Source organism: Novosphingobium sp. Chol11, from assembly GCF_900218065.1.
GTDB lineage: Bacteria > Pseudomonadota > Alphaproteobacteria > Sphingomonadales > Sphingomonadaceae > Sphingobium > Sphingobium agri.
This window is the reverse complement of sequence record NZ_OBMU01000004.1, coordinates 59174-76825: the sequence shown is the minus strand read 5'-3', so window position 1 is coordinate 76825 and position 17652 is coordinate 59174. Positions and strand designations below refer to the sequence as shown.

Here is a 17652-nt window from a genome sequence, read left to right as displayed (position 1 = left end):
CGAAAAACGCATCCTGCTGGGCCGCATGGGCGAGGCGGAGGAGATAGGGCGCGTGGTCCGTTTCTTGTTGTCTGACGAGGCGAGCTATATCACCGCTGCGCAGATCGTGGTGGATGGGGGAAATATCTCTTCCCAGCGCTGAACCGGCGGTGCCGAGCAACGCGCACTTTCCACGTGCGTCGTCTAGCCCAGGCTGGGCGCGGCACGGCCGGGTCATCTGCCGGGGCATGGCATCCGTTCTGAAACTCTTGTTCCTAAGCCGATAGGCGGGAATCGGCCAGCCTTGGTCCCTAAGAGGAAAAAGCAGACCGACTGGACCTCGCGACAGAAAAATGGCGCCTGAGCGTCCAGGAAGGGTCGGACTTATCCTCAAGCCGACCACTCACAATTTGGCGAGCGACGCATGATCCTGAGTTACAGGTGGCGGTTCGACGCAGCAAGCGCGATATCCGCCGCGCTAACGCAGTGGTTGCCGACCCGGCCGCCGATCGCCGTATCGACGAGAAAAGCGGCTATAGTCCTTGCGGGACTGATCCGCGCCATGGGCGGCAGGATGGAGTCGGCGATGCGCAGAAGGCCACCTACGAAATGCTCCAGCGGCCGGCGCTCCTTCCGTTCACCGCCGATGAAACCGGGACGGACGATGGTCAGCGAGGGAAAGCAGAGGCGTGTGACGGCGTCCTCCAACTCGCCCTTGGTCCGCGAGTACAAGAAATGCGATCGCGCGTTTGCGCCTATGGAGGAAGTCAGGGCGAAGCGGCGCGCGCCGCCCTCCCGTATCCGCGTTGCGATGGCGAGAGCATAATCGAGGTCGATGGCGCGGTAGGCTGCGGCCGATGGGGTCTTCGCCCTTGTCGTTCCGATCGCGCAGAGGCCGCCATCCACCGCCCACCAGTCGGCTGCGAGCGGAAGGCTGTCGGCCTCCACGATCGGATTGAGGAGCTTGGGATGGGGTGCAAGCGGCCGGCGCGTTGGCGCAACGACCTGCGTTACCCGCTCGTCCGCCAGGGACAGTGCCAGTGCCTCGTCACCGACCAGTCCAGTTGCGCCTGCCAGCAGCAGCTTCGTCATCGTTCCTTCTCCAGCATGGGTCGGCAGGGGGAGGGCAGTTCCTTTCCGTTCAGCCGTTCCAGCGCGTCAAGCGTGGCAAGCCCCATCGCCTGATAGGGCGGCAGGAGAGGGGGACAGTCCTTGCGCAGGGCGGAGATATGCCCGGCGATCGTCGCTTTATCGCCACGCAACAAAGGGCCTGACAGACCTGCCATGCCCTTGCCAAGACTGTTCTCCAGGGCGGCGCGGACCAACGGCGCGAGCAGCGCGGCGGGATCGTCCACGCCGGCGGCCGCCAGTGCCTCACAGGAGCCGGCGATCAGCGTGATGAGGTGATTGGCGCCATGGCAGAGGGCAGCATGGTAGAGCGGCCGATGCTCTTCGGCGATGTCTACCGGAATGCCGCCCAGATGCGCGACGACGGCGCGAGCTGCTTCATTTGCCTGGTCTGTCGAGCCGGTTACGGCAAAGCGCGCTCCGATCATCTGCCCGACCTCCGCGTGCGGATCACCGGTGAAGGTCATGGCCGGATGGATCGCTGCGGTGAGCCATCCCTTGACGCCGAGCGGCGCCAATATGGCAGCGCCGTTGCGTCCACTGACATGGAAGATGAAAGGAGGTGCAATCCCGCCGCCGGCACCGAGATCGAGGATGCTCTGTTCAAGGGCGTCATCCGAAACGGCAAGGACGATCAGATCGCAGGTCTCGGCGATGTCCGTCATTCGCGGCGCGGCAACGGCGCGGCCGATCGAGGCGACTGCGGTGGCACATCGTGCCGGATCGCGGCCCCAGAGCGCAAGCGGCTCTACCGAAAGTTCGGCAAGAGCGAGTCCAAGGGCGGACGCGACCCGGCCGGAGCCGATGATCCCGATCCGTCCATAGGATGTGACGCGAGGCATGATGCTCATTCCCCTGCAATAGCAAATGGCGGCGGCCGCCGTCTTGCACGATGATCGCAGCCGTTCCGCATCCCCCAAAGGAACTGATGGACGCGCCCCATGCTGCAAGTAACCATTCTACCCCAAGTTCAGGCCGATCCAGCCTGCCAGCGTATCCAGCGCTTCGACCTCTGCGTCGCTGGCGGTGCGGCCGCTTTTTGCACTGACCTTGAAACTATGATCCGCATGGTCGATGATCCGCAGCGTCGCGCGTTCGCCAAGATCGGCACTGACCGGCTTGAGCAGGTCCATGCTCGCCAGTGGGTCGCGAGAGCCGCTAATGAAGAGCAGGGGAATCTGGATGCTTACCAGATGCTGGGCGCGGTCGATCCCCGGCTTGCCAGACGGATGGAGAGGGAAACCAAGGAACGCCAAGCCCCGCACGCCGGGTAAGGGCGTTTCGGCTTGCGTCTGGGACGTCATCCGACCACCGAAAGAGCGTCCGCCGGCGAACAGGGGAAAGTCAGGTGCCAGCAGCGCCGCCTGTTCGGCTGCGGCGCGCACGACAGCATGGGCGAGCGCCGGCCCGTCAGGTCGCTTCGAGCCCTTTTCGCTGTAGAGAAACTGATAGCGCAGCGTCGCGATGTCCCGCGCCGCAAGACCTTCGGCTTTGGACGCCATATTTTTGTGGACCATGTTGGTGCCGGCGCCATGGGCAAACAAATAGAGCGCCTTTGCGTTCGGCGGTCGCAGCATCAGGCCCGAGACAGAAGCCTCCCCGACAGGAATACGGACATTGAGCAATTCCATCTCGGAGGGCCTTTGTTCAATTCGGGTCTAGCATGAACCCAGTGGTTACCGCCGTTAACCGCCAGCGGCGAAGTACAAAGAGGAAGCCGTGCGGGATTTGGCGGTCAACGGCCGCAACGCTTGGCTATGGTTCACCGATATGAATGGCGAGCCAGATTGTCGGATCGGCTGTGTAGGTGACGAGATGCGGTACGCCCGCGGGAATGAGAAGATGTTCGCCAGTGACCAAGCCTTTCTGGCCAAGGCCCTCCAGGGTGAGTTCGGCAGAGCCTGCCAAAATCAGTACCCATTCATCCCAGTCTTGCACATAGGGTTGGTCAACCGGCGTCGTTTGTCCGTGCGATACAATGCGCTCGATGCGTATGCCCGGTCGGCGTAGCAGATCTTCGAACAGCTCCTGCTCCTCGCGACCGCACTGCACTTCCGGCAGATTGCCGGGCGTCGCGGCCGATGATCCCTGATCAGAATGTGATCCCATGGATCGGACATGAAAATGACTGGGAAGAATTACAAGCGAATACCGCATTTTTCGCATCATCGAGAGGCGCGCCAAGCGATCGCTCGCGGGTCGTGAAGACGCAACATGAACCGAACCGGTCGGTGGGCGGTCTTTTCAAGGAACCCTTGGAAATTCCGTCGGTTTTGGAGGGTATGCGTCCCACGCTCCATCCCAGGCTCGTGAACGGGCGGTTTGGCGATCCTGCTGTGTTTGTTGAAGCACTCCACCGCCGCAACGCGCTGTTGTTCGACCTGGGGGATTTAGCGCCGCTCAGCACCCGCGATCTGCTGCGCATCACCCATGTGTTTGTTTCACACACGCACATGGATCATTTCATCGGCTTCGACCGGCTGCTGCGCGTTCACGTCGGTCGCGAAAAGGAGATCACCATTGTCGGGCCGGTGGGGATAATCGGAGCGGTGGGACACAAGCTGCAAGCCTATACTTGGGATTTGGTCGACCGCTATGCGACCGACCTGGCATTTACCGTCATTGAAGTGCTTTCGGCGGAGAAGCTGGACGCAGTGCGCTTCCGTCTGAAGGCGCGCTTTGCGCCCGAAGCGGCCGAGCTTCCTCGGTGGAAAAAGGGCCCAAGCATCATTTGGCCGGACTTCCAGCTGGGCATCGCCATATTGGAACATCATGGCGTAAGCCTTGGCTTCGCGGTGCAGGAGCCGATCCATGTCAACATCTGGAGAAATCGTCTGGACGCTCGCGGACTTTCGCCCGGACCATGGTTGCAGCGCCTCAAGCGTGCCATCTATGCGGATGAACCGGGCGACGTGCCGATCGACCTGCCCGATGGGCAGACTGCCACACTCGGCGACCTGCGCGATCTCGCCACCGTCGAGCGAGGGCAGAAGATCGCCTATGTTACCGATGTCGCTGACACGCACGGCAATCGCACCGCCATTTACACAATCGCCCGCGAAGCCGATCTGTTTTTCGTGGAAGCGAGCTTCTCAGCCGCAGATAAAGCGCAGGCTACCGCGCGCGCTCATCTTACGACTATAGCGGCAGGCGAAATAGCCCGCGCCGCGGCTGTTCGCCGTGTCGAGCCATTCCATTTCTCTCCCCGCTATGCAGGCGAAGAGGCACGAATGTTAGATGAGGTGGACGCAGCGTTTCGCGGCGACCGGTAGCGAGATAGCTCAGGCGAGGTTATCCGATGGGTCGCCGTCTCCCATTTTTCCTCACGACGGCGGTCGACAAGCTTTGCCTTCATATTCGAAATGATGACGGGTGTACGCTCGACCATTCCACCGCAACACAGGGAAGCAAAAGCCAGGTCCGCCAACTAGCAGGTCCGGATAACCGTTCGCTCCCTTGGTGGGCAGGAACTCGGGCATGCCTAGTGATTCGACCAGGATTTTCCATGTGCCGTTCGGTTGTTTCGAGAGCATCCAGAAATTCTGCCCGGTGTTTCCGTAGCACAAGCCACCGCCTTCGGTGACGACTGCCTCGGGCCGGCCGTCGCCGTTTAAATCCCGAAATCTCACTATCGATCCCGGCTCATAGGAGAGTTCCGGCGGCTCGCAGTTTCCCGACCTCCATTGCCGGCCATGCTGGGTAAACCCCGCTGTCTTGAATATGGAGACCTGCTCTGCGCCCGATGGAGCGGCAAGTGCTGATGTGTTGATCAGAATGGCGAGGGCAACGCTGAGAAAACGAACGCGCATCCTACCGGCTCCCATTTATGGCAGCAGATAACTTAACATCAGTGGGCGCGGGAGCATAGCCAGCCGACAGTAGCGATATATAATCTGTCTATCCGCCCTCTTGCAGCAGCGATCGGGAAGAGAGGCAGTTTGATGGATGACGATCCAAGGTCGAGAGCCGGTCCTACACCAATCCGCCGTTACCAATAACGGCCGGTATTCAGGCATTGCTGCCAACGCCGCATTGCGCGCAGCTTTCCGGTTGTATCAGATGCGAGCGCGGCATCGGCCTGGTATTTCTGCTGACACTCCACTTTTCGGCTGGCAGCCGGACCCGTGGCAGCTGCGGGTTTCGCAGATGTGGCGCCGAGCAGCGCCTTCATCTCAGGCGAGGTGGCGAGTTGGGGCGCGGTCTGGCCATCCTTGTTGCGGATGGACCGCCGGGCGCCATGATCCAAAAGGATTTTGGCGAGCGCGACGCGATCGCGGTCAGCCGCATGATGCAGCAAGGTCCAGCCATACTGGTCCTGATCGTTTACGCCGACGCAATCCTCAATCAAACCGATGAGTTCGTCGGGATGGTTGTACCAAATGGCATCCTTGGCTTTCAAAAAGGGGCGCATGGCTGGGGATCGTCCGTCATTCACCGGATCGGATCGCACCATGGCGCACATGCCGTTCCCTGCGGCAGACGGTGTGCCAGCGCGGCCTGGCGCAGCGGCCGACTGACCGGAAGCTTCCGTCCGCGCTCCACCGGCGCCCTTGGCGATCGCCTTGCGGATTTCAGCCTGCACCATCGTGCCGATCGCCATCTGGTAAGGCGTGGTTCCGGACTGAGATTTGAGGTGGGGATTGGCGCCGCGTGCGAGAAGCGCTCTCACCATCTCAAGATTACCTGCCCCGGCGGCATAATGGAGCAGGCCAAATCCTTCCTCGGTCTGCATGTTCACATCGAATTGACCGCTATCGACAATGGTCAAGGCTTCGGCATTCTGCTTTACCTGAAGATAGTAACGCGCGTCGTCAAAAGGGTCGCCCGCGATCGCAGCGGAAGACATGAACAGCGCGGCCACCCCGACCAGCATATGACGCAACATATTTTTGTACCCCCCCGTTGTCGCGCCGTCTTCGACCTAGATCACCTGCGCGTATGGCTCCCAATAGAAGGGGCAATTTTGCGCGTAAAGTCCTGGATTGCACCAGATATGATGTGGCTCTCGGTGAGGGTGGAATTTACTGATCTAAGTTGGCCGGCTCGCCTGATAAGCTTCATCCGGCGCCAAGTTGCACGCGAAACACTTGGTCAATCGCCTCCAAGTCTTCATCAAAATGGCGGGATCAAGGCGCCCGAGCGCGTGGTCGAATGGATGGCGCTCGAGAACCCGCAGTCCCGCGCCTTCATCGCCCCGACGCGGGGTCGTGCAGAGCGCATCAAATCAGCGAGGTCGTCACGATCCGAGCTCATGGGCATTGTCCCTCAAGCCAATGTGCGATCGCCGCGATGATGTGATCCTGCTCGCTTTGCGTCAGCGGGCGCTCTTGAGGAATGCCATGCCACTTGGCGAGACACGAACGACAGCAAGTTGCTGTGGCATGTTGCGCGATGAATACAGGATGGCCCCGCATCGGTGTCTGTTTACCATCGTTTGCCGGCGCCGCTGGTGAAAGGCGTTTGGCAACAAAGTCGGCGGCATGCGTCAAAATCACAGGCAGTCCGCGGGCCTCAAGATATGCCAGCTCCGCAGTGCCGAGCCGGAATCTTGAACGGAAGCGGGAACGACGCAGGCTGGCAAAAATCATATTCAAGTCACGCATGTGGCAGCTCAACAGTGGAGATTACAAATTAGCCGATGAGCCGTCCGCGTGCCGTGAGCGGCGGGTGCGGCGACTGATCGGTCACGCGTTCAAAAGGAATTTGGCGCCGAACAGTACAGACGAAAAAAAGGGCCGATCGAAAACGACCAGCCCGTTAAGTCTTAGGAGAGGATGCCTGAAAGGCAGAGGCCCTTTCACATTGCACCTTCCTTTCGACAACTGCGAAGCGCGGCACCTTGATTGCAAAAAGTGCAACTCACAGCGTGTGCGAGATCGCCAGACCAACAAAATGTCAGAAGTGTCACTTTACCAGCTTAGAAAAACTGACATTCGCAAAGAGGAATGGAGCGCCGCCGCGTCCGGTGGCGCCCCTCTGCTCAGCCGTTCAACTGATCCTTGACCGCCTTTGCAGGGGTGAAGGTCAGCTTCTTTGACGCAGCGATCTGGATCGTCTGGCCATTGGCCGGATTGCGGCCTTCACGAGCGGGACTGTCCTTCACCTTGAACTTGCCAAAACCGTTGAGGCTGACCTCGTTGCCATTGGCGGCCGCATTGGCGATGGTGGTGAACACCGCTTCCACATAGGTGCGGGCGTCCGCTTTGCTGAGGCCATGCTCGGTGGCAATGGCTTCGGCGAGTCCGCTGTTGTTCATGAAGGTCTCCGAACGAAAGGAGGTGCCATATCTATAGGGTTTTCCACCTTGAGCAATCGGATTTACAGGCCGCTGACACTCTGCAGCCGCACGGTAAAGTGACACATGCGTTTATTGTTGTTCCAAAGGGATCTGGGGGGATTCACATGGGGCCAGCTTGTGCTAGATTCCTGATATGTTCCAGCAGGCCGATCTTTTCGCACCCATTGAAGCAGCGCCTAGCCTGGGCTCGCTGCCGGATCTCATCGATCGCATCTCGCAAGTGTCCAAGCGTCCGCGTTACGCGTTCATGGTGCTCAATCTCATCTACAAGGCTGCAGGCCAAGGCGACAGCATCGGACCTTATGTACGCTATGGCGGCGCGCTGCTTCCGGTGCGGGATTGGCTCTGCGAGGCGCTGATCCCGCTTGCGCAGCGCGACGGCCGGAGGCGCACGCTCATAGAAACAGTGCACGCGGATCTCGTCGCCAAAGGACGACTGCCAGAGGATCATGCCGCCGCGGAAGTCATGCTTGCAGATGAGGTGAAAGCGCGCATTTTGCGGTCGGGTCGGACAAGCATCAGCCGGGCCGCGTCAGACCTGGTCCGCGCTGGTCTGCTTCGCCGTCACTATAAGGGCTACCGCGTCGATCATGCGAACCGCGGCGCGCAGCGCGAAGCGGTGTACACGATCACGCCCGAAGCGAAACGGGCTCTTGGCCGCGTGCATTAGCAGATGATGCTAGGCCCGCGGGCGTGGCATCAATCGTCTGGCGGAATATAATCTGGCCAAAAGCCAGAGCCAGGATCAGCCCGGCTCGGATGGAGCTCGTCTTCGGTCGCGGTAGGCTCAGGCAGCGGCGGTGGTAGGGTTGGGGTGCCGCCGTCGAGGTGCACGCGGATAATCGCCCCATCCTTGGTCGCCACCTGGAATACGGCGCGTACATCCTGCCCCTGTTTGATCTTGGCGCCGATCCAGCCACACCGCTCAGCCGATAAATAGCCGATCTGCAATCCGCGAAAGGAAAATACCGCGACCGCAGAGCTGTCTATTTTATTGCTGGGTTCCAGCACCAGCGAGACCTCGTCGCCCGGATTGAGCATGCGGATCTCAAACTGCCGGTTCGTGCCGTCGGCGTTGGGGTGCAATGCTCCAAGGACGGCAAGACTGAGTTCCTTTGGCATGGGCTGCGCTTAGGGGAGGGGCCGGTTCGCTGTCCAGAGGGTCCGCGGTAGGGGCGCAGCCTACGGACTCTCCGGTCGGCCATTTACCTGGAAAAGGCGGCAGCCCCACTTGATCGCGGGGCTGCCCGTTCTTTTGGTCAGTTGGTGGTCTCGGGCTGGGGTGCCTTTGCATCCACGGCTGCTGAAGCGGCCGCTTTCCCGTTGACCTTTGAGGCCTTCGGCTTGGCGGCTGCCTTGTTCTTCGCAGCAGGTGTCGCCTTCGCAGCGCCGGTCCTAGGCTTGGCGGTCTTGCCAGCGTCGCTTTGCGGAGCGCTCTTCACAGCGTCAGTGCCCTGCGCCTCAGCGGTGGCGGACGCCGCGGACCTTTCTCCCTTGTTTGCGAAGATCGAAAGGCGCTTACGTGGCGTCGCCTTGGCAGCTGCAGGCGCCTTTGCTTCGGCCTTTTCAGCCGACGCAGGCGCTGCCTTGGGCTTTGCGGCCTTGGCAGGCGCTTTGCCAGCAGCAGCCTTGGCCTCAGGCGCAGCTGCCGGTTTCCTGCCTAAGCCGAGCCTCTCAGCGACAGCGCGGCGCGCGTCCGAATAGCTTGGCGCTACCAGCGGGTATGACTTGGGCAGCTTGTAGCGCTCGCGATATTGTTCTGGCGTCAGCCCATGCGTGGCAAGATGCCGCTTCAGGGTCTTGTAGGGCTTTCCATCAATGAGACTGATGATGTGCTCCGGCGACGACAGACTCTTGCGGACAGAGACTGCTGGGACAAATTCTTGTGCCGGTGTTTCGCTCGCGGCAGGTGTGAGTTGTTCAGTCAAAGCTGCCCGCGTGGTCTTGATGAGCTCGGCAAGATTTTCGCTGGGAACCGAGTTTTTCGATACGAAGGCACTTAGAAGTTGAACGGTGAGCGCGGTGATGTCGGAGTTGATTTCATCTGCCATGAGGATTGACCCATCTTGAGTGGTGACGATCCCTCTGCGCGATAATTGATCAAATGTAAATGTTGGAGGTTAGGAGCGGTAATCTGTCCAAAGCTTAAGCGCCGCAGCGACAATCATGTCATCCAAATAGGAGCGTGGCTCACCGCCGTAGCTGTAATTTGATCAGTCTGCCCTATTCGGCAAACTATGTTAGGCACGGGGTAAGCTTTCGGAACACCTCTGTCCCACTTACCGGGGCTTGCGGCCCGGAGCGCTATCCCTGAGGGCACAATGTGATCGCAGATAATGACTGGGCGGTGTTCGTTAATCTGGTTCGACACATACTGCCTCTTTGGTCGGTTCGTCAGCGGCCATGGGGTGAGCGCTGCCGCTGCAGGATCTGGCTCTGCTGGATCGAGCGGACACGCTCATCGCGTTGCTGGCGGACCTGCACGCCCGCAATCTGCTCACCCCGTTCTATTCGGCTGGCGACCTCTTCCTTGCGCTGATCGACAAAGCCAGTGCGTCGGCCTTCATCAGCGGGGAAGCGCCGCGCAGCAATGGTCATGGCATAGGCCACATGGCTCTGCGCACGGCGCAGCTGCGGATCCTTGGCATTCTCGCCATGTGACTGACGGCGAAATCGTTCGGCAAGATGGGTTTGCTGATCAGGTTTTTCCTTAGCGTCCCGCGTCTGACGTGCTGTCCTTGACCTACGCTCCTGGCTTTCGGCCTCGCCGGCAGCGCGCGTGCCCGTCCGAGCGCTGGCACTCCCCGCTTGCTGCGCCTGATCGCGCTGCGCCGCTGCCCGGGTCCTGGCGTCAGGCCGATAGCCCTCGATGGTCAGACCCTGCGCTGATGCAGCGAGATAGGCGGCGCGTTTAAACTCTGTGTCGCCCTTGATCCTGAGCGCCGTCCAGCCATTGGCTTTGGCGAGCCGGATGAGATCGGGAAGGGCGCGGGCATCCCTCGCCTTGATGCGGTCGGGCGAGATGGTCGCAACCGCATCCTTGTCATGCGCGCTGCGATAGAGCTTATCGCCGACCCGCAGAAAGCGGGCTTCGAGCTCCTTGGGCATTTCCACGCTGTTGCGCTTGCGGGCCTTTTCCTCGTCGGGTTCCGGAGGGTTCGTCTTCTCAGCCATCTATCGCTCCTGTTCAATGACACCCACTCGGCCGTGGCCGCTTCGATCCGTCTCGACGTCGATCAGCATGTCGGGAAAGTCGGTGATCACCACGCAGTCCATCGCGAAGGTCTCGGGATCGGGACTGGTAAGTTGATCAGCGTCGGGCAGAACGCACGGAGGGAGCTCCTCCTTTGCCTCGATCCGCCGCGCGATCGGAGCAACAACCGGCGCGGTGGCAAGCCGGCGCGTGAAGCGGCGGTCAGCATAGTAGCGGATCTTGTTCGCCCGGATCGGCGGCATGCCGCCGCGCAGCAGGAGGAGCTCGTCGCTCGGAAACTGCATCAACTCCTGCGGCAACAAAAGCGCGCGCCGGTGATCGGACATGGATTTGGAGCGATTGGCGAGAAGCCCGTGGATCGTGAGGGATTTGGTGACCGCCTCTTGCCCCACATAGCCGATCCTTTCGGAAAGCTCATTGGCCACGCGCAATTCCTTGGGCGTGAAAGCGACCTCCACGCCGCAATTTGCTACGATCTCATCAGCAACATGCTCGCCAAAAACGGCGCGCAGCTGGGATCGCGATTGGATGACCGGCAGCAGCCGCATGCCATAGCCCGCGACATAGGAAAAGGCGCTGGCGATCACCTGGGCGCGGCCGAGCCGGGCAAATTCATCGAGCAGCACAAGAACCTGTATCGGCGTGCGATCACTCGGGAGATCGCGGACATTGAGGTCGATCAGCTGCTGGAACAATAGGCTGTAAAGCGGCGCCACCCGATCCAGCTCATCGGGCGATACCCCAAGGTAGACCGACATCGGCTTCGTGCGCAGCTCGCGCAGGTCAAAGTCGCTTTCTTCTGTGGCGGCGTCGACGCGGGGATTGAGCCAGAGGCTGAGCTTGGACGTGACCGTCTGGACGATGTTGGCGAAGGTATTGTCAGCCCCCGATGTGAAATCGGCGAGCGCATTGCGGCAGCCGGTCGACAAGCGCAGGCCGGGGTCATCGAGTATCCCGCGAAAATAGCCGCGCGTATCGCCGGTCGTCATCAGCCGGTAGATGCCGCCGATCGTGAAGGCTCCCTCGGTCTGAGCGAGATAGGCGCCAACCCCGACAAAGGCGGTGCGAGCTGAATCCGTCCAGAAGGGTTCGCCGCGCTCGGGCGCCACGAACAACATGGTGGCGATCTTCTGCAATTCGATGATAACCTGATCGGGGTCGGTCCGGTCGATATAGGCAAGGGGGTTATATCGGGCGGTCCGGCCTTCTGGATCCGTGGGATTAAACAGATAGACGGCCTGTCCATGCTTTGCGCGAAAGCCGGCGGTGGCGTCATAATTTTCGCGCTTCACATCCAGCACGACCGTGGAGCCGGCCCAGCTCAGCAGATTAGGAATGACAATGCCAACGCCCTTGCCCGAGCGGGTAGGGGCCTCGACAATGATATGCTCATTGCCTTCAAAGATCAGATAGCGGCCCGACTTCTTGGCAAGGACGATCCCTTCGTGCCCACGAAAGCCATTGCGCCTGATTTCACGCGCCTTGGCAAAGCGGGCAGCGCCGTGCAGCGGGGGTTTGCGCGTCGCCACCCAATACCAGAGCAGGCCAGAGACGAGGGATCCTGCGGCAACGCCGCCGGCGAGACCTTTGAGAACGACCGGATCGCCACGATAATACCAGAAGAAGGCCGGCATCTTGATCGGGTCATAGGCCGCTGCCGGCAGACCAAGCGCGAACCACGCCACGATAGACGCTGTCAGGCACAGGAGAAGCAGCGCTGCGGGAAGGCCGATTGCCAGCGTTGCGCTTCGGTTCATTCCGCGTGCCGCCCAGCCGGATCATAATAGATTTCGGTCACGCGGAACTGGCCTTTCACCTTCTTCATCTGGACCACGACATCGACGAGGATCTTCAGAAGCGAGCGGATATCGTCGCGCCCCAGGTCCGCGCCGCCTTCGCTTTCTTTTACCAGCAGGGTCAGCTGATCAAAGGCCAATTCGGCCGACGCGGCATGAATTGTGGTGATGGATCCCGGATGACCGCTATTGACGTTGCGCAGATAGAAGAAGGCGGTACCGTCCCGCAGCTCCTGCAGCAGGATGCGATCAGGCCGCATTCTAAGCGCGCTCTCCAGCAGTTCCTTGGCCGTCACCTTGGCGGTCCCCTGACCATCCTTGCTATAGGTCATGTGGACGACGTTGCGATGGGGCACGACCAGCTCGCGCGTGTCTTCAATGGTGAGCAGCCGCTCCTCGTCGGGGATGAGCCGGATCAGCCCCTTGGCAAAGGTGGTTTTGCCCGACCCGGTCGCGCCAGAGATCAGAATATTGAGGCGCGCGCGCACGGCAGCCGTGAAGAACTCAACATGACGTCCTTGCGTTAGCAGGGCGAGCAACTGATGCTCTGTGTCGGTCATGCCGCGCTCGGCGACCCTGGTCTCAGAAAAGAGGCCATGGTCATGGAAATCTTCCATGCTCATCGCCTTGGTGGAGGGCTTGCGGATGGTGATCGAGACGGTCCCGTCCGGCGCCACCGGTGGCGCGACGATCTGGACACGCTCGCCGGTCGGAAAAATGGTCGAGCAGATCGGGTTTTCGCGGGTGATGTCCTGCGACGTGAAGGCTGCGGCGGCTGTCGCAAGGATGTTGAGCCGGGAGAGGGTAAGTTCTTCTTCTACCGCCCAGCTCCAGCCACCCTTGCGCTCTACCGCCACCTCCAAGGGTTGATTGATGACGACCTCGGTGACATCCTCCTGATCGAGGTATTTCCGCAAGGGTCGCACCGCATCATCGAGCACGGCCGTGTTGCGGAAGGCGGTGAAGCTCATTTGAGGCTCAATCCATAGACTTGCGCAAAGTCGAAATCCTGCGCGACGGTGATGGCGAGGTTCGTCCCCTGCGGGACACGGAGCACCGGCTTGATCTGTTGGCTGTCTTGCAGAATGGTCGACGCGGAGTCTGAAGGCACGCGGGTCAGATTGCTGCCAGCCTGACCAACGGCAGTAGACGCGACCGAGGCGCCGTCCTCCAGCACACTGAAGAGCAAAGCAGAGCCGAAGCGCTCCCAGAAGAAGCGATCGACCTTGCCGCCAATGCCGGCGCGGCCAAGGCTGTCAGATGCAGGGGAGGCGATGTCGATCGACACGCCGCGGGGCGTGACGGCGCGGCTCCACATGGCGAACAGGCGATATTGCCCGCGGTTGAGCCCGCCCTGATATTCGCCAAAGACGCGCGTGCCTTTCTCCATCAGCACTACGCGGCCATTATCGGAGTAGATGTCGCGCGGGACGATACAGGTCGCATAGCCGGGCACGCTGCTGTCCATGGCGGTCTGGAGCGTACAAGGAATGATCGAGCCAGCGGTCACCAGATAATTGCGGTCGCCGATCATGCGCGCGCTGGTGCGGCCGATGGCGGAGGTGCGCTTCAAATTGTCGAGCGTCGTCGTCTGCCCGGCAGCAGGATCAGGCGCAGCGGCTTGCGGCAGCTCGCCGCCCCATGCGCCGAGAGCCGGACCTGCCAGCTGGCCTGATGTGCCATTATAGGCGATGAGGGTCGAGCGACGGGCAGAATCACGCAGTGCCTGCGCCTCGGCGATCCGCTGCTGCGCAGCGGTCATCTGCGCAGACTGTGGGCGATTGATGTCGCTGGCCGCTGGCCCGATCGCCGGCACCTGCTCGCCGCTCAGCGGGATGGGTGCGTTCGGATCTAGTGCCGCTGTATCGAGCGTCGGGGCAATGACGGTTTTGGGATCATAGGGCACTGCGGGCGCCGGCGGCCTGGGTTTTATTTCCGCCAGCTTGTTGTTGCCGCCAACGCCGGCAGCAATGGTGAGGCCGGCAAACAGGAGCGATCCGCCAATCGCGCCCGCCACAATCATCTTCTTCGTGTCCCACTGTACAGAGGTCAGCGAAGGGATGCGGTTGGGGCGATCGACCGCAGCGGTGTCGCGGTCGATATCGGTCAGGTCTGGGGTGGCATCGACGTCGAAATGTCTCTCGCTCACATCAGTTCTCCGTCGTGCGCTGAACTACGTCCGACGCGGTGTCCGTTTTGGGATCGCGGCCGTAGAAGCTTGGATTATCGTTATAGATGCACAGCACCACCTTGCCTCGGCGCAGGCGCAGTTGTCGAAACACGCCGTGGATCACGACAAATTCGTCGCGCACATCAAAGGAGGCTGTCGCTTCGCTGCCGTCGGGATTGACTGTGAAGATGGCGGGGATCTCGCGCTGGTTGGGGAAGCGCAGCACTGTGAACTGGCCATTGTCAGTCACCTCCGAAGGCTGGAGCTCCGATGATCCCTGCACCCTATAGTTGAGATTGCGGGTCCCCTCGAGCACACCGAGATCGAGCGCCGTCTTGATCGCGCCATTTTGCTGCGCCAGCACCTGGGCGAGCTGCTGCCGGGCAGCAGCTTCCCGCCGGGCGGCCGCCTCCTGCTGCGGGTAGCGTAGCCGGACCTTGTAATATGCCCCGGCGGAGCGGGAGTTAGCGACGGCGGAGAGCGCAAAGGTGTAATTGCGCTTCTGACCGCCATAGTCGGTCACAACAATGAGATTGGTGCCGCCCGCGCGTTCGCGTGGTTTGATGAACAGGGAGTTTTCCGCAGGCGCGACCTCCCACGATATGGTGTCGCCCATCGCCACGAATTTAATGACCTCGCCAGATGCGAATTCGATCTGCGTGGCAGTACGGAATGCGCTGCGGATCGCGATCACATTCTGATCGCTATAATTGACCTCGCGCACGCGATGATCGGCGGCGACGGGCCGGGGCGTGTTTTCAGCAGCAGCGTGCACCGGCAGCGCCGCGGCTCCCAATGCAGCCGCCCTCAAAAGCTGTTTCATTTTGCACCTATTTCTATGTCGGCGCGATAGGCCTTCACCTGGAAGCCAAGGGGATTGGCATAGCGGCCTGCTTCGGATTTGCGCGAGGGCAGGGTGGGAAGGACCGTGCCATAGGGATTGGCGGGTCGTTTGGACTGGCCGTTGCAGCGGGGCACCTCGGCTTCTTTCGCGGCATACACGGGCGAGGGCATACTAAGGGCAAGAATGGCGAGCGGCGCGAGCGCCTTGGAAAACTGCATTACTATTTCTCCTATCGCGTGCGGATCAGCGTTCCTCCGCTCCCGCGGCTTCCGCCGAGCTGCCATGCGCCGGCACCAATGGCGCGAACGCCGCTTGCAGGCGCGCCCGCCATGGTGCGGCCGGCGGCCGGGGCGAGGTTGACGGTCACAGCATTGGCGAACTGCGCAGCGAGGGCAGGGCCCCCGCCACCCAACCCTGACGCCAGGCTCGGAATTTGCAGGAAGAAGAAGAAACCCAAAACATAGAATGACAGGGCCTTCATGATCGCGATCAGCAGTTCGTCATCGGCGGTTATGGCGTTGATGAATGTATCGGTCGATTGTGAGATGAAGAGCGTAACTAGGAGCGCAAAGACGACGAGCATGATGTAGCTGATGGCGGAGCCAAGCCAGGCGAAGAACCATCCGCGTGTCGAATCGAACAACAAGGCAGAGACAAATAAAGGGCCAACGACTGCGAGAAGGGCGAGCGCAAAAAGGGCAAAGGCGCAGATCGTGAAACCCATCGCGCATGACAACAAGGCGACAATCAATATGACGAGATTGGCGATGGCAGCGAGGATGATTTCGACAAAGTTGTTGGGTATTCCGACAAGGTTCTTTCCGGCAACGATTGTATGAGCTCGAACGATCTCCTCGATCTTCGTAATCGCGCGAAAGGCGCCCTGGAGCAGATCATCAAAATATCCACCAAGGCCGTTGAGGTCTGCACCGCCAAGCGCGTCGGCAAATTGCCCAGGTAGGCCATGCATCGTGAAAAGACCGACTGAGGCGCCGTAAAGCGAACTAACCGCCCAGCTTAGGGCTGCGAGCTTCAGCGCGCGGTAGACAAATTCTCGCGCAGGATACTGGACAGCTCCGCGTAAGATTGCGCCGCCTAGAAGGACGATGTAGATTGTCACACCCACACGGAGGGGAGCAGAGATGATGCCGATCACTGAGGAATAGAGCGCAATGATGCCGACAAGCGCACCATCCACTGAGTTCATCATGTTCTCGAAGATCGGGAAATCCATGGTGGTGCCACCTAGTTGCTTCTAAATTCCAGCCTGACGCTTCAATTTTTGACGCCGTTCATCCTCAATTTTCAGCATGCGCACGGTGTCATTGTTGCTGCAGTTCTCTGTCACGACAGAGGGCCAGCTCGTAACCGGTCGCTGCGAATTCTTCCAATTTGAACACATTGCCTGAAGAGCTGCTGCGTCCTCTGCATGAGACATCAAGTACTCTACCGAGCGAAGAGGGAGGTCAGATTGCAATGCCTCACCGGACTGCGTCTGCTCAGACTGGGAACAGGCGGAAAGCACAAGTAATGCGGCGCCGCTGATTAAGATGGTCTGCCGCATTATTCGACACCTGCCTGAGATCTGAGCCTGGAAAGTTGACGGTCCTGCGCAGCGACAAAACTCTGATAATCAGCTTCAGCTTTAGCCCGACGCTGCAGCTCGACCGCCTGCAGGGCCATCATGTCGTTCGTCATCTGCACTTGCTCGAGTTGCAGCCGCGCGCTCATGTCCGCGCGTTCTGCTGCCGAGTTGGCGCTGGCGAGCCGCGTTCGAAGTTCTTCCAGCCCTTCACGGCGACTTGTCACAGAATCACCCACGGATCCCGCCAGCCCCGCGGTGACGGCCGCGCCGCGTGCGCCCGTCTCATAGCTTGCCCGCATGCTGGCGGAGGTGTCGGGAGACAGCTGGTCCATCAGCCCTTCAAACACGCTGTCGGATCGACCACGGAGGCGCCCAATTACGTTGAGATCACCATCGGCATAGCCATCCAGGCTCCCCGACGACACATTCAACTCTCGCATGGCATCGGTCCGTAAACTGCTCGCGATGTTGCCGATGTCGGTCGCCTTGTTGAGATCGCGGTAGAGGTCACGCGCTTGCTGCAGTTGAGCGTGCGAGGTCGCATCTTAGCGCGAATGATCGTGATCTTGAGGTGAAGCTGCCGCCGCATCCGGGCGACTGGAATGACCTATTGCGCGAGATACGCGCGCAGTGAGGCT

21 protein-coding genes are annotated in these 17652 nt (G+C 60.7%); 3 read left to right on the top strand and 18 right to left on the bottom strand.

Features of this window, described 5'->3' with window-relative positions; translation table 11 throughout:
- A partial coding sequence (locus NCHOL11_RS16810; protein ID WP_141397910.1) for an SDR family oxidoreductase occupies positions 1–142 on the top strand: 142 nt, incomplete at its 5' end.
- 272 nt (positions 143–414) lie between these two features.
- Here NCHOL11_RS16810 and NCHOL11_RS16805 read toward each other — a convergent pair.
- The 4 genes from NCHOL11_RS16805 to NCHOL11_RS16790 all read right to left on the bottom strand — a co-directional run bounded on the left by NCHOL11_RS16805 (position 415) and on the right by NCHOL11_RS16790 (position 3216).
- Positions 415–1071 carry an NAD-dependent dehydratase gene (locus tag NCHOL11_RS16805; RefSeq protein ID WP_097093748.1) on the bottom strand — a complete coding sequence of 219 codons (657 nt, stop codon included), beginning with the start codon at positions 1069–1071 and terminating at the stop codon, positions 415–417.
- On the bottom strand, positions 1068–1949 hold the full coding sequence (locus tag NCHOL11_RS16800; RefSeq protein ID WP_097093793.1) for a Rossmann-like and DUF2520 domain-containing protein: 882 nt from the start codon (positions 1947–1949) through the stop codon (positions 1068–1070). Before NCHOL11_RS16800 ends, NCHOL11_RS16805 begins: the two co-directional genes overlap by 4 nt.
- A gap of 117 nt (positions 1950–2066) precedes the next feature.
- Positions 2067–2738, bottom strand: coding sequence for an alpha/beta hydrolase family protein (locus tag NCHOL11_RS16795; protein WP_097093747.1), 672 nt, complete (start codon positions 2736–2738; stop codon positions 2067–2069).
- A 124-nt stretch (positions 2739–2862) separates the two neighbouring features.
- Entirely contained in the window at positions 2863–3216 is a 354-nt protein-coding gene (locus NCHOL11_RS16790) for a cupin (protein WP_097093792.1), read from the bottom strand.
- 173 nt (positions 3217–3389) lie between these two features.
- On the opposite strand from NCHOL11_RS16790, the gene NCHOL11_RS16785 reads away from it, so the two are divergent.
- Positions 3390–4379: a ribonuclease Z gene (locus NCHOL11_RS16785; protein ID WP_176502352.1), complete on the top strand. Its 990-nt coding sequence runs from the start codon at positions 3390–3392 to the stop codon at positions 4377–4379.
- Positions 4380–4430: 51 nt separating this feature from the next.
- Here the strand turns inward: NCHOL11_RS16785 and NCHOL11_RS16780 are convergent, their stop codons facing one another.
- From NCHOL11_RS16780 to NCHOL11_RS16765, 4 genes are all read right to left on the bottom strand, one after another.
- The gene (locus NCHOL11_RS16780; RefSeq protein ID WP_097093791.1) at positions 4431–4916 is read right to left on the bottom strand and encodes a hypothetical protein; all 486 of its coding nucleotides are present in this window, start codon (positions 4914–4916) and stop codon (positions 4431–4433) included.
- A gap of 179 nt (positions 4917–5095) precedes the next feature.
- Positions 5096–5992, bottom strand: coding sequence for an ankyrin repeat domain-containing protein (locus tag NCHOL11_RS16775; protein ID WP_097093745.1), 897 nt, complete (start codon positions 5990–5992; stop codon positions 5096–5098).
- Positions 5993–6356: 364 nt separating this feature from the next.
- Positions 6357–6710, bottom strand: a complete 354-nt coding sequence (locus NCHOL11_RS16770; protein ID WP_097093744.1) for a DUF4186 domain-containing protein — start codon at positions 6708–6710, stop codon at positions 6357–6359.
- A gap of 377 nt (positions 6711–7087) precedes the next feature.
- Positions 7088–7420: an HU family DNA-binding protein gene (locus NCHOL11_RS16765; RefSeq protein WP_176502357.1), complete on the bottom strand. Its 333-nt coding sequence runs from the start codon at positions 7418–7420 to the stop codon at positions 7088–7090.
- A gap of 118 nt (positions 7421–7538) precedes the next feature.
- Between NCHOL11_RS16765 and NCHOL11_RS16760 the strand changes: the two genes are divergently transcribed.
- On the top strand, positions 7539–8075 hold the full coding sequence (locus NCHOL11_RS16760) for a hypothetical protein (RefSeq protein WP_097093742.1): 537 nt from the start codon (positions 7539–7541) through the stop codon (positions 8073–8075).
- Between the two features lie 29 nt (positions 8076–8104).
- Here the strand turns inward: NCHOL11_RS16760 and NCHOL11_RS16755 are convergent, their stop codons facing one another.
- From NCHOL11_RS16755 to NCHOL11_RS16705, 10 genes are all read right to left on the bottom strand, one after another.
- Positions 8105–8527: an HIRAN domain-containing protein gene (locus NCHOL11_RS16755; RefSeq protein WP_097093741.1), complete on the bottom strand. Its 423-nt coding sequence runs from the start codon at positions 8525–8527 to the stop codon at positions 8105–8107.
- A 137-nt stretch (positions 8528–8664) separates the two neighbouring features.
- Positions 8665–9456 (bottom strand): MucR family transcriptional regulator, encoded by a 792-nt coding sequence (locus tag NCHOL11_RS16750; protein ID WP_097093740.1) that lies wholly within the window; start codon positions 9454–9456, stop codon positions 8665–8667.
- 343 nt (positions 9457–9799) lie between these two features.
- A complete protein-coding gene (locus NCHOL11_RS16745) occupies positions 9800–10579 on the bottom strand; it encodes an LPD7 domain-containing protein (protein WP_097093739.1) in 780 nt (259 codons plus the stop codon).
- On the bottom strand, positions 10580–12376 hold the full coding sequence (locus NCHOL11_RS16740; RefSeq protein WP_097093738.1) for a type IV secretory system conjugative DNA transfer family protein: 1797 nt from the start codon (positions 12374–12376) through the stop codon (positions 10580–10582).
- A complete protein-coding gene (gene virB11 / locus NCHOL11_RS16735) occupies positions 12373–13386 on the bottom strand; it encodes a P-type DNA transfer ATPase VirB11 (RefSeq protein WP_097093737.1) in 1014 nt (337 codons plus the stop codon). Before virB11 ends, NCHOL11_RS16740 begins: the two co-directional genes overlap by 4 nt.
- Complete coding sequence (virB10, locus tag NCHOL11_RS16730; protein WP_097093736.1) at positions 13383–14564, bottom strand: type IV secretion system protein VirB10; 1182 nt, start codon at positions 14562–14564, stop codon at positions 13383–13385. Before virB10 ends, virB11 begins: the two co-directional genes overlap by 4 nt.
- Before the next feature lies 1 nt (position 14565).
- Positions 14566–15408, bottom strand: coding sequence for a P-type conjugative transfer protein VirB9 (gene virB9, locus NCHOL11_RS16725; protein ID WP_097093735.1), 843 nt, complete (start codon positions 15406–15408; stop codon positions 14566–14568).
- Positions 15405–15647 carry a hypothetical protein gene (locus NCHOL11_RS16720; RefSeq protein ID WP_097093734.1) on the bottom strand — a complete coding sequence of 81 codons (243 nt, stop codon included), beginning with the start codon at positions 15645–15647 and terminating at the stop codon, positions 15405–15407. The genes virB9 and NCHOL11_RS16720 overlap by 4 nt, the downstream gene beginning before the upstream one ends.
- An 11-nt stretch (positions 15648–15658) precedes the next feature.
- Entirely contained in the window at positions 15659–16663 is a 1005-nt protein-coding gene (locus tag NCHOL11_RS16715; protein WP_097093733.1) for a type IV secretion system protein, read from the bottom strand.
- Positions 16664–16992: 329 nt separating this feature from the next.
- Positions 16993–17490, bottom strand: a complete 498-nt coding sequence (locus tag NCHOL11_RS16705; RefSeq protein ID WP_255254899.1) for a type IV secretion system protein — start codon at positions 17488–17490, stop codon at positions 16993–16995.
- Positions 17491–17652 lie beyond the last annotated feature (162 nt).

Bases quoted from the DNA above. Each gene is read 5' to 3' on its own strand.
- NCHOL11_RS16775 (WP_097093745.1), bottom strand. From the start codon at position 5,992: ATGTTGCGTCATATGCTGGTCGGGGTGGCCGCGCTGTTCATGTCTTCC.
- NCHOL11_RS16770 (WP_097093744.1), bottom strand. From the start codon at position 6,710: ATGCGTGACTTGAATATGATTTTTGCCAGCCTGCGTCGTTCCCGCTTC.
- NCHOL11_RS16755 (WP_097093741.1), bottom strand. From the start codon at position 8,527: ATGCCAAAGGAACTCAGTCTTGCCGTCCTTGGAGCATTGCACCCCAAC.
- NCHOL11_RS16785 (WP_176502352.1), top strand. From the start codon at position 3,390: ATGCGTCCCACGCTCCATCCCAGGCTCGTGAACGGGCGGTTTGGCGAT.
- NCHOL11_RS16795 (WP_097093747.1), bottom strand. From the start codon at position 2,738: ATGGAATTGCTCAATGTCCGTATTCCTGTCGGGGAGGCTTCTGTCTCG.
- NCHOL11_RS16780 (WP_097093791.1), bottom strand. From the start codon at position 4,916: ATGCGCGTTCGTTTTCTCAGCGTTGCCCTCGCCATTCTGATCAACACA.
- NCHOL11_RS16740 (WP_097093738.1), bottom strand. From the start codon at position 12,376: ATGAACCGAAGCGCAACGCTGGCAATCGGCCTTCCCGCAGCGCTGCTT.
- NCHOL11_RS16800 (WP_097093793.1), bottom strand. From the start codon at position 1,949: ATGCCTCGCGTCACATCCTATGGACGGATCGGGATCATCGGCTCCGGC.
- NCHOL11_RS16805 (WP_097093748.1), bottom strand. From the start codon at position 1,071: ATGACGAAGCTGCTGCTGGCAGGCGCAACTGGACTGGTCGGTGACGAG.
- virB9 (WP_097093735.1), bottom strand. From the start codon at position 15,408: ATGAAACAGCTTTTGAGGGCGGCTGCATTGGGAGCCGCGGCGCTGCCG.
- NCHOL11_RS16715 (WP_097093733.1), bottom strand. From the start codon at position 16,663: ATGGATTTCCCGATCTTCGAGAACATGATGAACTCAGTGGATGGTGCG.
- NCHOL11_RS16745 (WP_097093739.1), bottom strand. From the start codon at position 10,579: ATGGCTGAGAAGACGAACCCTCCGGAACCCGACGAGGAAAAGGCCCGC.
- NCHOL11_RS16720 (WP_097093734.1), bottom strand. From the start codon at position 15,647: ATGCAGTTTTCCAAGGCGCTCGCGCCGCTCGCCATTCTTGCCCTTAGT.
- virB11 (WP_097093737.1), bottom strand. From the start codon at position 13,386: ATGAGCTTCACCGCCTTCCGCAACACGGCCGTGCTCGATGATGCGGTG.
- NCHOL11_RS16790 (WP_097093792.1), bottom strand. From the start codon at position 3,216: ATGGGATCACATTCTGATCAGGGATCATCGGCCGCGACGCCCGGCAAT.
- NCHOL11_RS16760 (WP_097093742.1), top strand. From the start codon at position 7,539: ATGTTCCAGCAGGCCGATCTTTTCGCACCCATTGAAGCAGCGCCTAGC.
- NCHOL11_RS16750 (WP_097093740.1), bottom strand. From the start codon at position 9,456: ATGGCAGATGAAATCAACTCCGACATCACCGCGCTCACCGTTCAACTT.